The organism is Candidatus Nitrosocosmicus oleophilus, from assembly GCF_000802205.1.
GTDB classification, from domain to species: Archaea; Thermoproteota; Nitrososphaeria; order Nitrososphaerales; family Nitrososphaeraceae; genus Nitrosocosmicus; species Nitrosocosmicus oleophilus.
The window spans coordinates 1,990,723-2,002,975 of the sequence record NZ_CP012850.1; the positions used below are offsets into that span (position 1 = coordinate 1,990,723).

Consider the following 12,253-nt stretch of genomic DNA (forward strand, 5'->3'; position numbering starts at 1 on the left):
TGATGGATTATTTTAATAGTTGATCCCTGAACATTGCTCTTTTGTATCAGACGGCCTTGCATGCCGTCTTCCTCCTGAATTTATTATTGAAGTAGAAGATAAAACTGACCACAACGGTAAATTTATGATAGGAGTGACCTGTTCAGATCACAGGGCTTTATTAGAAGATAGGTTTCATTTACTGCAAAAAAAGAATGTTATTCCTTCGGGTAAGATAAGTTTGACGAACATACGAATAATCCATACGGATTGTGTTAAGGGCAACCGAGAAGATGAGGAAGAGGTTCGGATCAAGAGACTAGATGTATAGCTGGTAGAGATATTATCTTAGTAGTAATGCCTTGGCTTGACGACCTTTCAACACGTCAATAATATTAGAAGCAGCAATTACTGACATTTTGTTTCGCGTTTCAATGCTTGCGCTACCTATATGTGGTAATAGAACTACATTTTGCATTTTGATTAGCGGATTGTTACTCTTGATTGGTTCATCTTCAAAGACATCTAAGCCGGCTCCTGCGATCAACCTCTCCTTTAAACCACGAATCAAATCACGCTCATTAATAATTTTGCCCCTTGAAATATTTATTATAAAAGTATTCCTTTTCATCATTTTTATCTTATCATAATCTATTAAATGATAACTATCTTTATTGAGGGTACAACTAATTACAACATAATCTGATTCTGAGACAAGTTTTTGTAAATTGCAATATTCTAACTTGTCAGACGATTTATTTCTATTAAAATCATTCTGATCAAAATTCCTTTTTGTAAATAATATTTTCATTCCAAATCCTGTTGCCCGTCTACAAATTGCGCTGCCTATTTTTCCCAAGCCAATGACTCCTAGAGTTTTATGATGCAAATCACTCCCAATCATAAGGTCTGGATTCCAGCCATATTTCCATTTACCTTTTCTGAGGTAGTTGTCAGCTGCAACCATTCTTCTTCCAAGACAAAGCATGAGCCCAATTGCTAAATCAGCAGTAGTATCAGTAAGGATGTCTCCGGTATAACCTACCCTTATTCCTCTCCTCTTAGCTTCTGATATATCGATGTGTTCATATCCTGTACTGAATGTGCTAATTACCTTGAGTGATGGACCAGCAGCTTCCATGATTTGTTTATCAATCTTATCGTTAAGAAAACACAAAATCGCATTTACACCCTTCACTTTCTTTAATAATTCCGGATACTGAAGAGGAGCATTTCTTCGATTTATGATTAAGTCACAATGAGGCTCTAAGATGTTTAAACCTGCTTCTGGAATCGGTCTCGTTACCAACACAATCGGTCTAATTTTCTTTGACAAATGTTGTCTATTGAGCTTCCGTTATATTATTTGTTAATTTTGTAGGAATGATTTATTCAAAAATTTATGTCTGCAGCATTGTTGGAGCAAAAGGTTATGGTTTATGTAATGATGACCATCTTTTCAATCTCTAAATTGAATCAAGTGTACTTTTCTAGACCATCAAGATTCTATATTCGTCACTACAAGTGCATGGGGACATGATAATCCACCAGCTCAATATCGCATATTATTTTAAGTAATACAAATGAATTGTTTTGTATATTTAAGGCTCTGAACGCTACTTGATATTTTTAAAGAAAGTCCGTTGAGGCCCAACAAAAGATAGGGAATGTAGTTGCGATCTTAAATATATAAAAGTAAAAGCAGCAACCGTATGTTTATTTTTACAAGTATATTTTTATAGACTACTGATTATTAGAATTCATGCAAGACCATTCTACGAATGTGCAGGAGAATGGAATTAGTAACCGTAAGAAGGTTGGAATCCGAAAAAAGACTGAGTATGAGGATGAAGATGATCAAGATAATTTAGAGTCCTTGATGATTGAAAAAAATTCTAAAGAATCATCAGAAACCTTATTTGCAAACATAGTGGGGTATGATGATGTTAAGAAAATTTTTAATTATGCATTTAATTCATCGTTACCAGTTCATATATTGCTTGTAGGTCCTCCTGGTTCTGCTAAGACGCTATTTTTGATGGAATGTATGAAACTTTCTCGTTCCTATTTTACGTTGGGTAGTCATAGCACGAAAGCAGGAATGTTAGATTACTTATTCAATAACAGACCAAAAAATCTAATCGTCGATGAAATTGAATATATGGCAATAAAGGATCAGGCAGCACTTCTTAGCTTGATGGAAACAGGAATATTAAGCGAAACTAAATATGAAAAAACTCGTAATTCGATCATGAGGACATGGGTTTTTGCATCTTGTAATGATGAAAAAAAACTTCTAACCCCACTCTTGTCGCGCTTCTTTGTACTTTATTTTAAGAAATATGACTATCCTACTTTTGAGAAGATAGCAAACCACATTTTAGCAAGTGAGTGTAATATGGATTTTGAAGTCTCAACTCTGATTGCGAGATTGGTTTGGAATAAACTGAAATCTAGGGATATAAGAGATTGTATCAAAATAGGTCGAATTTGTAATAATAAAGAAGATGTTTACACGATAATAAAGACCCTTATTAGGTATGATAGTACAAACGCTGGTAACAGTAAAAATATTTAGTTGCAAGTAAAAGCGACATATAATTGAATTTCATGGCCCGGTTTTTCCTTTTACAAACAAAGTAGAATAATCTAGTGTTCCATTTTTGAGTAAAGAACATGAAAAATTGAAAATTTTTATCTGTGGTCCAACCTTGTATGAAAAAAGCCACTTGGGGCATGCCCGAATTTTTATTTTTTTTAACTTTTTGATCAATTATTACAAATTTCTGGGAAAATCTCCAATTGCTGTAGTACAACTGACTGATGTCGATCCCAAAATATTTGCCAGAATCAAGGCAGATGCAGGTGCTAGTGGTAATCTCTCACTTGAAAATATAACAAAGAATTATCTTACCCAATTGATCAAAGACTTACAAAAATTACAAGTTATCAACAATTTCACATTCACCAGAGTATCTAGTTTCCAAGTTCAAATGTTAAACCAAATAATAAACTTGCTTGAACTTAAGAAAGCTTACTCCTATGGGGGTAATATTTATCTTAAAATAGACCCAGATACTCAGAGTCCTTTTGGTTTTACAACCAAACAATTGGATAACATGCCAATTGATATCGCGCCAGGTAAACAGGATCAAAAAGACATTATGCTTTGGAATGCTGAGAATTTCTATGATTTATCTATGAGGGGCGACGAACGCTTCGAATTCTATTTTAGGAATTTAGTTAGCGGGATTCCTGGATGGCATTTTCAAGATTATCAAATAATTAAGTCTGTTTTTAATCTTGACTATGACATACACGGGGGGGCAGACGAACTAGTTTATCCTCACCATGAATTCATTTATAGAATTTCTCATCAAATCCAAAAGATTAACCATCAAAATGAAAAAAAACCAAAATGGATTCACATAGGTATTTTGAAAATCAAATCTGAAAAGATGTCTAATTCTAGAGGTAATACTATTACTATAAGCGATTTCCTTAACAAATATTCTCCAAATTCTTTAAAGATACTTTTTCTAAGCGAATGTTACGACAAAGACTTTAGTCTTAATAAAAGGAAATTGTCGGATGCTGTTCTTGTAGATAATGAAATTTCATCATTTTTCATGTTGGAAAATGTCAAGAACGGAAAATCTACGGAAACATTAAATGATTCTGAGTCACAAAAATTTTCCGAGTTTTTGAGAATAATTAATAATAATTATGACACCAAATCCGCGATCAACTACATAAGAAAGTGTATAAGAGATCTAGAAAATGCTAATTATGTAAAGAAGATGACTGATTTACTTGGATTGCGATATTATTGATATCTTAAAATCAAATGAAATTGAATTTTGCAAGAGTTGGAGTAATAAGACAATTACCCTTACCGACTCTTTTCAAATCTTAGCCTATCGAGCGTTAAAAGGCGACTATTTCCTCAACAGGGTCATTCTACTTCAGGGGATTGAGGAGTCTAAAAGGGGAGAAGAGCTTATTTTATCAATCGTATCACAACTTAAAGAAATTTCCAAAGTACAAGAAATAGATGTTTACATCCATATCGATGATAACCTTTCATTTATTAAATCAATCCTTGAGAAGAACGGCTTTAGAAGTATCGATAAATTGACAGGATTGATCAATGTAGTTAGAGACCAAAAATACTTTTCAAAGAATGATTATGAAAAACAAGAACAGGTCGTTGATATCGAATCTTGTAAGGTGGTCAGCTCCGTCGAAGAATTCGATGATTGGCTAGATATTTATTTAAATTCATTTGGAATCGACATACAAAAAAGAACCACTATTCGAACTAGTCTCCAAAAAGAGAATTTTAGTCAAAGTAAACTAATTTTGTATGAACAAGAACTCGATGATAAAAAAAATAACCATAATAGTTTAAGAGCTTTGGGCTGTTGCTTGCTTTTCCCTTCAAATGGTGTCTTAGGTCTGTACTGCTTAGGTACCGATAAAAAGTTCCGAAATACTGGTATTGCTTCAAGCATTATAGACTTCGCAATATCTTATGCTAATACGAAAGGATATGATTTTCTAGGCCTTCAAGCTTTGCATAGCGATAATACAACAGGATTTTATCAAAGACGAGGTTTCAAAAAAGTTTACATCAAAACTATCTTTTCTCTTTCTATCAGTTAGATTTAATATATCATTTGGTCCACTTATTTAAAATCTATTGACATTTCTTGAAGGTATACAGGGGGATCTAATTTTTCCTATATTCGTATATGAGGACGAGCAGGCTTACAAGCAAAGCTTAGATTCTGGATACATGAATAATTCAAAAGTATTTTCGAAAAATTTGGTCAATAGGTTTGAGGAGTTGGCTCAACTTAAAATATCAAACATGTTGCTATTTGGCATTCCAAAAAAAAGAGACCGCTCAGGAAGTGAAGCTTTCAAAAAGAATGGAGTTATTCAAATTGCAATTCAAACAATAAGAAAAAATTTTGACAAAAAATTTAACATTCTCTCAGACGTTTGCATATGCCAGTATAATACAAGCGGCCATTGTGGTGTTACAAATGGCTCTAGAGAAGGTAACAGCCAGCCTAAGTATGGAATGCGAATAGACAACGACAAGACCATAAATATTCTTGGAAAAATTTCATTAAGTCTTTGCGAAAGCGGAACCGATTTCATTGCTCCATCGTCAATGATGGACGGTCAAATCTTGTACCTTTCTAATTTGTTAGAGAAGAGTGGGTTTAAAAAAGTAAAGATCATGAGTTACTCTGCTAAACATAATTCTTGTCTATACTCCCCATTTCGTAATTATAATTATCATAGTCCTAACTTTATTGATAAATCAAGTTATCAATGTAACTTTAACAATCCTAGGGAATCAATGCGAGAAATTTTATATGATATAAAAGAGGGTTCGGATTGGGTAATGATTAAACCATCATTTTGGTATATGGATTTAGTGAGATTAGCTAAGGATTTAGTGGACGTTCCTCTAGTAGTTCAGAATGTCTCAGGTGAGTATGCTTTACTAAAGGCAGGCTCAAAAATAGACCCTATTGACCAAATGGAATGGACAGTTCAATATCTCAAAAGTTTAAGAAGGGCTGGTGCCGATAAAATAATTTCTTACTTAATATTTGATTTGCTTGTAGACTTTGAGAATGAATCTACATTATCAGTTTGAATTCTCATTTGATCTTGCTGGGTTTAAGATCATTTGACCACTTGTAGAATCGATGTAATATTTTGTATTATTTGCAGTAATTTCCCAACCATAGTGATTACCGCCAGTTAGAGGTTCAACCGTACTGCCTAATACCTTCCCTGTATCGTGAGTATCTTTATCTGCTTGGTATATTGTCCCATTAGCATCTACCATTACATATTGAGATGTAAATTTTCCATCAAGATCAGCAAATGTAATCTTGCTTAATTGATCCAAGGATTGATTGTATACGTCATGTAGAATTATTAGATAAGCTTCCTCTGGTATGAGTCTAGGAGAAGAAGAATTGGTTTGACTTAATGAGTAACTCAGTACCCAATACATTGCCAAAGTAAATCCAATGGATAAAAGAACAATGAATATTACTTTATTGCGGGCATTATCAAGCTTCATTAAGGTATTTTATTGACAGAAAAACACTATATAATCATTGATTTATGCCGTTACGATTAGAATATATATCATTTCTTTTAAATCCTAAATATCCCGCGGTAGCTCAGCCTGGTAGAGCTTTCGGCTGTAGTTGTTGGCAAAATATTGCTAATCGTACATCAGCCTATCAGGCTTACATTCAACAGTAACCGAAGAGTCGCAGGCTCAATCAAGAAATAAGAGATTATTTTTTGGAGTAAATCCTGCTCGCGGGATACAAACAGATAAAAATTTTGTTTATTGGTTGGGATTTATTATGGCACGTCCAATGATTTTACCATTCTTTAAATCATGTAGAGCTTCATTGACCTGGTCGAGCGCAAATGTTCTATCTAAAACTGTACGTACCTTTCCATCTGATGCAAGTTCCACTAATTCAGTCAAATCCTGAAATGTTCCAGTATAAGCTCCTGTCAATGTATACCCTCTCAAGGGGATCATTGGCAGGTTCAACTCCATTGATCCGCCAAATAATCCAACCATAATTAGCTTACCTCTTTTTCGTAACATATTAAATGAATTTACCGATGTAACGTTGTTATTTACAAAGTCTATAACAACGTCAGTTCCAAAACCATTGGTAAGATCTTTGACCTCTTTTACAACGTCTTGTTTCTCTTTTGTATTGATAATGTTATCTGCACCAAGCTTTCTTGCTTCTGCCAGTTTTTGATCATTGACATCTATTATTGTTATTTTTGATTTGAATATGGCTTTAGCGACCTGTACTGCCATAAGCCCTAATCCACCAGCTCCTACGATTACGATATTATGTCTATCTTCTAAACCTGGTATTGACTTTGCCTTTTTTACAGCGTTATATGCTGTCAATCCCGAACAGGCCAATGAAGAGGCAGAATCAAATTCAAGATGGTCGAGTCTTATCAAAAATTTTGAATCTGGGATTAGAACATATTGTGCATACCCTCCATTTTGATAAATCCCAAGGGTTCTTGGATTATCGCATAGATTCTGTTCACCAGACAAGCAAGCGGGACATTTGCCTTCACCTAGCCACGGATATACAAGCACCTTATCACCTACGTTGAAATTTCTTACGCCGTTACCTACCTCTTCTATTGTTCCAGATATTTCATGGCCGGGTATAAGAGGAAATTTAACACCTCTATCTTCAACCTTCATAAAGACGCCTTTGGGTCCTGCATAACCGCCTTCCCATAAATGAAGATCACTATGACACACACCCGTTGCTGCAACTCTAACTAGAACCTGATTTCCTTCAGGTTTAGGTTTTTCTACTTCGTTAATTACTAATGGTTCATTTGTCTTAATAATTTGAGCCCCTTTCATATCAAAGTCATGGTCTCCTAGTTTAATTATCTTTACTGACGATTCTGTTTTCAAAAGAATATATTAATTCATATTCCTAAAATATTGATGTCAATGATGACGACGAAGAGCCGTCTGAAATTATATGGTGACGAAGATTATGAGTACTGAGACATCAAACTTTTCAACCGATATATTTTGTAGACTTGTTCCACTCATTTATTAGATCAAACTAACCTCAAAAGCACACTCTACTATGATAATACTCTCCTTGCTAGTGGGAAATGAGGTAGGTACTCAATTCAAGTATAGTACTGCCATTTTGATTTCTTTAGCAGTACCGGAATTGACATTATTTGGTAAAATGTATTGTAACCTATCTTTAAGGATATTTGTATTTGTGAGATGTAAAATTATATACGGTGAAAGTTCATGGTAAATCAAATTTAATGAATTCGATACAACGGTTCCTATTATGTTCGATATATAGCAACAATTTGATTGATAGCCGAATTCCTAGTCCAATATTGCCATATTTGATGAAAAAATTGGAACTCGAAGTGACCTTTTATAATAATCAATTAGCTAGTCTTGAAGACCTAGGCTTAATTGTTATAAAGCAAAATGAACAAGATTCTGGGACAGGTTCAGCGAATACAACGTGTACACTTACTAACTTGGGTCGTGAACAAATTAAAGTTGTGCTAGTGGGCGGGGTATTTGACCTACTTCATGTTGGTCATATTCATACATTAAAATCTGCAAAATCATTAGGCGATGTCCTGATAATTGTAGTCGCAACTGATTCCACCGTTAGCAACTTGAAAAAAAATCGCAAGATTTATCATGATGAAAAAAGTCGTTTAGAGCTAGTTTCATCTATAAAATTTGTAGACAAAGCAGTAATAGGGAGAAAAAAATCGATATATGATACAGTAGAATTTGTTAGGCCAGATATCATCGCTTTGGGATACGACCAAACCCATGATGAAATAGCTATGAAAAAGAACTGTCTTGATCGAGGTTTGAACCTTGATGTTGTCAGACTTTCTTCACCAATTCCAGAACTCAAAAGTTCTTTAATTAAAAGCGAATTGGGAAATTCCTTTTATGATCTTTGAGTGTTTCTCACAGATTCTTTAATTCTTATTACAACACTATCTCCATTTTTTAGATTGGAAGACTCTTTTAAGTTCAGAGGACCAATGACCTCTATCAGGTTGTTGTTATGATGGGTCCTTTCTAATAAAAGAACATGAACATCATTTAAAATATCAGGCTGCTGTGATTCAATCATCTCTCTAGGAAGCTTTGGCTCTTGAGTTATCGTAGCTGGATAGCATCTAACCCAGCCAAAAGTTCTATCAGAATTTTTGAACCCATCAATGTAAATAGAGGGGTAATTTATCAAATCTTTTCTTGAATTCATATAGTTCTTATCTTCAATCTTTACATTAAGCGTTCCAGGGAATGGCTCATACCCTAGTTTATTTTGGAACTGTTTCTTGTATCCTTCTAATGACATATAGTAAGCTCCTTCTCCCATCCCAGTAACGATCTTTCCCTTAAAAAGCACAGGTTTGATGCGAGATTCCTCCATAGATATTTTTAACAAATCATAAATATTCTGTAATATTTCAAAACCTGATTCTGTAAGCTTCATTCCAAATTTCTTTTTGTTTTTTACCCTCTCTATTAGGTCTTCTTTCTCTAGGTCGATTAATATCTTTGAAGCTGTTTGTTGTGACCTATTTATTAGACTACTTATTTGAGTACTGGTTATTTCCAAATAACTATCCTTACCCCCATTTGACAGTAAATGAATCATAACTAAAAAATGATAATAGTTGAAGTGGGAATGATCCCTAACCATCATAAGCAATTATCTGCTACTAATAGGTTGACTAATTAACCCCATATCCGAAAATGTTTGAACACGAACATCTGGGTTTGTCCTTTTCAAATTACTGGTTCTATGGCCTATAATGTACCTTATACCTGATTTATTAGCGGCTTCAACGAGCCTTGGAGTTACTATGCCGTCAAGTATCAACAAATTTCCGTCTTTTAATTCAGATATTTTTTTCATTATTTCAGAAATAGGAATTTTGACTATTCTTTTCATTGACTTGTCAAAAACCATTGCTTCTAAAGTTTCATTTATCTCTTGAAACACTTTCTTCACAATGGAGATGACTTCTTCGTCTTCTTTAGAAATCATGTTATCTGGACTTTGTTTTTGGTCGCTATTGTCATAATTATTGTGTTTGTTTAAACTTTGATTAGTTAAATTTCTATTATATGTAATCGAGCTATTTTGGTCTTGATTGTTTGATTGATTTTGGCTATGATCAATTCTGTGATGATTCCTAATTTGTTGTACGTTAGATGGGATGGTGTTGGTATCGTTGATTTTATCATTAATAAATTGTTCAACGTCCTTTAATATTTCTGAAATCTCCAGTGGAGTACACTCTTCTACCTCTCTGCCCGGAGGAGCTCTGTATACTTTTTCTATATCTACTAACCCTTGCAATTCCTTTAGTATCAAATCTCCCGCCCGATCGCCGTCTATAAATGCGATAGTTCTCTTACCCTGGGTCAATTTTAATATGGTTTCATCAATTTTTGCACCTTCTATCGCTATTGAATTATCGTATCCTGCTCTTAGGAGATTAATAACATCTGCCCGACCTTCAACGAGTATTATCCAATCGCTGTCAAAAACGCCAACACCACATGCTAATTGCGCCTTTCCAAATGTTGTCAGTCTGCCTGGTTTGCTCGCATCGTAGACATCCTTCAGCATTTCTTCTCCTTCACTAATCGTTTTAGTAGCCCATTCTTGAACAATTTTCTTGGCCCTGTCTACTATTACTTTTTTCTTTATTGCTCTAATATCATCAATCCCCACCAATGAAAATTTTGCCTGGAAAGGTCCCACTTTATCGATACTTTCAATAGCCGCCGCTATTAACGCTGCAGTAGATATATCAGTACTCATAGGAATCAACGCATCTCCACGTGCTGAGTTGGATTTTGTATCAACGTTTACCTCAATTCTGCCGACTTTCGAAACCTTTTGTAATTCATTCAAGTTCATCTCTGGACCTAAAAGACCCTCAGTTTGGCCAAATATTGCTCCAATAATATCTGCCTTCTCCACTAGCCCATCGACATCAAATTTTAGCTTGACATGATATTTTACAATACCAGTATTTGGCATTTTTATAACTTCATTATTAATTTTATTTATCATATTTCACTGATTATCATAACTATAATGTCTTACCTTGATTAAGTTTTTTGTTTTAAAATTTTTCAGCCTTTGTTTACACCTTTAAACGGTTATATAATAAATATCTGGTAGACCTTGAAATTATTCAAAAATCTCTTAACTTTTTTTTAATTTCATAGCATACTATTATAAAATGATCTTAACTCTTCAATTGTCCTTATTTTCCCTTGTGTGATTCTAATTATCTTATTTCTGTAATAATTATCAATATATCTTTGATTTAATAAATAAGAAATTTTTCTCGTCATTATTCTACCAGTATCGTCCAAATCTAAAAGCAAAATTAACTTCTTGTATTTAACTCTAAAATTGTCCGCCAAATCGACAATATTTTTGTAATTATGATATGCTTGTATGTTCCCAGAACAGCCCAAATATGATAATGCCTCCAAATCTCTTTTACCTTCTACCAAAATTAACGAATTTTTGGTAGATTCATTGTTAATCTGATCCACAAATTCTTTTAATTCTCTAATTTTCTCTAGTCGTTGGATCTTATCCATTACTTTATTCTGTTCTAATTACGAGCCTACTCTCTTCATTTTTGATCCGCATTTTGGACATGAAGACTGATTATGTTTTGTTCCGCAACTCATACAATAATAGCTAACGGAGCTGCCATTTCCTCCAAATACAGAGCCTGCCATCCCCATCTTCTTCATGGCTCTATTTCTAATGTAATAACTAAGCAAAATGAAAACTACTATTATTACCGGTAAAGATAACGGAAACGGGAGCAAGAACGAGATTGCAAGACTTATTCCTAAGGATATACCAATCCACAATAATTGTTGAGACAAGAATTGTTTGTTATTATCTATCACTATCTCTCAGTGTTATATTTAAGAAACATTATATATAAAATGTTTCCCATGCTGACTAAAGTCACAATTTAACTATATTCTGCGTAATATTTGTATCTCTTCTCTACTTCTTTATTCTTCCCTTCGCGAACTTTATCGATTTCAATCTTCAATAGACTCTTGGCATATTCTTTAAACTTAATTCCCTCTTCTGTATTTGGGAATTTGCCAAGTGAAAAATCGAATTGACTCATAAACTCGATAACCAGATCTCTAAATTCCTCTTTCGAGGGTTTCTTGTTATTGTTAACCTTTAACCATGAGACAGCTAATTGTGAGGCATAAATTTTGGCTACATCTTCAGCTAGCCTGTCAACTTCAAAGTAATCAGCCACTAAATAACCGCAATCGGATAATTTATAAATTTTATGAGGGGATTCAAGTTCGCAGAATAGAAAGATAAAAATGTGAATAGGTTATAAAAAAATTATTATGCCAATTACCGATGTAACGAAAAGAAGTATTGCACAAAAGCGCCGATTGTTTTTCAAAATCTGTTTTGATTGCGGAGCAAAAAATCCAATAGGCGGAACTAGATGTAGAAAGTGTCATGGCAGCCAAATGCGATTAAAGAATAGAACCCTAGGTGCAAAGAAATAATCTAGTATTTGGTATATAGTTGACAATTTTTTGATTTTTAAATAAGAAAACTTTAATTATCTTTTTTGTTTC

General features: G+C 33.9%; 15 protein-coding genes and 1 tRNA gene. 8 read left to right on the forward strand and 8 right to left on the reverse strand.

Features of this window, described 5'->3' with window-relative positions:
* The first annotated feature begins 19 nt into the window (after window positions 1–19).
* Window positions 20–310, forward strand: a complete 291-nt coding sequence (locus NMY3_RS09605) for a hypothetical protein (RefSeq protein WP_196815667.1) — start codon at window positions 20–22, stop codon at window positions 308–310.
* Window positions 311–322: 12 nt separating this feature from the next.
* On the opposite strand, the gene NMY3_RS09610 is transcribed toward NMY3_RS09605, so the two are convergent.
* Window positions 323–1,315, reverse strand: coding sequence for a 2-hydroxyacid dehydrogenase (locus NMY3_RS09610; protein ID WP_231099986.1), 993 nt, complete (start codon window positions 1,313–1,315; stop codon window positions 323–325).
* A gap of 426 nt (window positions 1,316–1,741) precedes the next feature.
* Between NMY3_RS09610 and NMY3_RS09615 the strand changes: the two genes are divergently transcribed.
* The 4 genes from NMY3_RS09615 to NMY3_RS09630 all read left to right on the forward strand — a co-directional run bounded on the left by NMY3_RS09615 (window position 1,742) and on the right by NMY3_RS09630 (window position 5,656).
* Window positions 1,742–2,557 carry an AAA family ATPase gene (locus NMY3_RS09615; RefSeq protein WP_196815668.1) on the forward strand — a complete coding sequence of 272 codons (816 nt, stop codon included), beginning with the start codon at window positions 1,742–1,744 and terminating at the stop codon, window positions 2,555–2,557.
* Between the two features lie 85 nt (window positions 2,558–2,642).
* Complete coding sequence (locus tag NMY3_RS09620) at window positions 2,643–3,812, forward strand: hypothetical protein (protein ID WP_196815669.1); 1,170 nt, start codon at window positions 2,643–2,645, stop codon at window positions 3,810–3,812.
* On the forward strand, window positions 3,793–4,644 hold the full coding sequence (locus NMY3_RS09625; protein WP_196815670.1) for a GNAT family N-acetyltransferase: 852 nt from the start codon (window positions 3,793–3,795) through the stop codon (window positions 4,642–4,644). The genes NMY3_RS09620 and NMY3_RS09625 overlap by 20 nt, the downstream gene beginning before the upstream one ends.
* A 37-nt stretch (window positions 4,645–4,681) precedes the next feature.
* Window positions 4,682–5,656, forward strand: a complete 975-nt coding sequence (locus NMY3_RS09630; protein ID WP_196815671.1) for a porphobilinogen synthase — start codon at window positions 4,682–4,684, stop codon at window positions 5,654–5,656.
* Here the strand turns inward: NMY3_RS09630 and NMY3_RS09635 are convergent.
* Window positions 5,648–6,091 (reverse strand): hypothetical protein, encoded by a 444-nt coding sequence (locus NMY3_RS09635; protein WP_196815672.1) that lies wholly within the window; start codon window positions 6,089–6,091, stop codon window positions 5,648–5,650. The genes NMY3_RS09630 and NMY3_RS09635 overlap by 9 nt on opposite strands.
* A gap of 92 nt (window positions 6,092–6,183) precedes the next feature.
* Between NMY3_RS09635 and NMY3_RS09640 the strand changes: the two genes are divergently transcribed.
* A tRNA-Tyr gene (locus NMY3_RS09640) sits at window positions 6,184–6,345 on the forward strand.
* A 22-nt stretch (window positions 6,346–6,367) separates the two neighbouring features.
* Here the strand turns inward: NMY3_RS09640 and NMY3_RS09645 are convergent.
* Complete coding sequence (locus tag NMY3_RS09645) at window positions 6,368–7,495, reverse strand: alcohol dehydrogenase (RefSeq protein ID WP_231099987.1); 1,128 nt, start codon at window positions 7,493–7,495, stop codon at window positions 6,368–6,370.
* A 374-nt stretch (window positions 7,496–7,869) separates the two neighbouring features.
* Between NMY3_RS09645 and NMY3_RS09650 the strand changes: the two genes are divergently transcribed.
* On the forward strand, window positions 7,870–8,541 hold the full coding sequence (locus NMY3_RS09650; protein ID WP_196815673.1) for an adenylyltransferase/cytidyltransferase family protein: 672 nt from the start codon (window positions 7,870–7,872) through the stop codon (window positions 8,539–8,541).
* Here NMY3_RS09650 and NMY3_RS09655 read toward each other — a convergent pair.
* The 5 genes from NMY3_RS09655 to NMY3_RS09675 form a co-directional block, all read right to left on the reverse strand.
* Window positions 8,529–9,209: a DUF120 domain-containing protein gene (locus NMY3_RS09655; protein WP_196815674.1), complete on the reverse strand. Its 681-nt coding sequence runs from the start codon at window positions 9,207–9,209 to the stop codon at window positions 8,529–8,531. The genes NMY3_RS09650 and NMY3_RS09655 overlap by 13 nt on opposite strands.
* A 93-nt stretch (window positions 9,210–9,302) precedes the next feature.
* Window positions 9,303–10,646 carry a DNA primase DnaG gene (dnaG, locus tag NMY3_RS09660; RefSeq protein WP_196818528.1) on the reverse strand — a complete coding sequence of 448 codons (1,344 nt, stop codon included), beginning with the start codon at window positions 10,644–10,646 and terminating at the stop codon, window positions 9,303–9,305.
* Window positions 10,647–10,831: 185 nt separating this feature from the next.
* Window positions 10,832–11,221: a toprim domain-containing protein gene (locus NMY3_RS09665; protein ID WP_196815675.1), complete on the reverse strand. Its 390-nt coding sequence runs from the start codon at window positions 11,219–11,221 to the stop codon at window positions 10,832–10,834.
* Between the two features lie 18 nt (window positions 11,222–11,239).
* The gene (locus NMY3_RS09670) at window positions 11,240–11,542 is read right to left on the reverse strand and encodes a hypothetical protein (RefSeq protein ID WP_144730046.1); all 303 of its coding nucleotides are present in this window, start codon (window positions 11,540–11,542) and stop codon (window positions 11,240–11,242) included.
* A gap of 68 nt (window positions 11,543–11,610) precedes the next feature.
* On the reverse strand, window positions 11,611–11,916 hold the full coding sequence (locus NMY3_RS09675; RefSeq protein WP_196815676.1) for a hypothetical protein: 306 nt from the start codon (window positions 11,914–11,916) through the stop codon (window positions 11,611–11,613).
* A 97-nt stretch (window positions 11,917–12,013) separates the two neighbouring features.
* On the opposite strand from NMY3_RS09675, the gene NMY3_RS09680 reads away from it, so the two are divergent.
* Entirely contained in the window at window positions 12,014–12,181 is a 168-nt protein-coding gene (locus NMY3_RS09680) for a 50S ribosomal protein L40e (protein WP_196815677.1), read from the forward strand.
* Window positions 12,182–12,253 lie beyond the last annotated feature (72 nt).

Excerpts from the sequence above, each read along its gene's own strand:
- NMY3_RS09615 (WP_196815668.1), top strand. The coding sequence starts at position 1,742 with ATGCAAGACCATTCTACGAATGTGCAGGAGAATGGAATTAGTAACCGT.
- NMY3_RS09635 (WP_196815672.1), bottom strand. The coding sequence starts at position 6,091 with ATGAAGCTTGATAATGCCCGCAATAAAGTAATATTCATTGTTCTTTTA.
- NMY3_RS09650 (WP_196815673.1), top strand. The coding sequence starts at position 7,870 with ATGAATTCGATACAACGGTTCCTATTATGTTCGATATATAGCAACAAT.
- dnaG (WP_196818528.1), bottom strand. The coding sequence starts at position 10,646 with ATGCCAAATACTGGTATTGTAAAATATCATGTCAAGCTAAAATTTGAT.
- NMY3_RS09665 (WP_196815675.1), bottom strand. The coding sequence starts at position 11,221 with ATGGATAAGATCCAACGACTAGAGAAAATTAGAGAATTAAAAGAATTT.
- NMY3_RS09680 (WP_196815677.1), top strand. The coding sequence starts at position 12,014 with ATGCCAATTACCGATGTAACGAAAAGAAGTATTGCACAAAAGCGCCGA.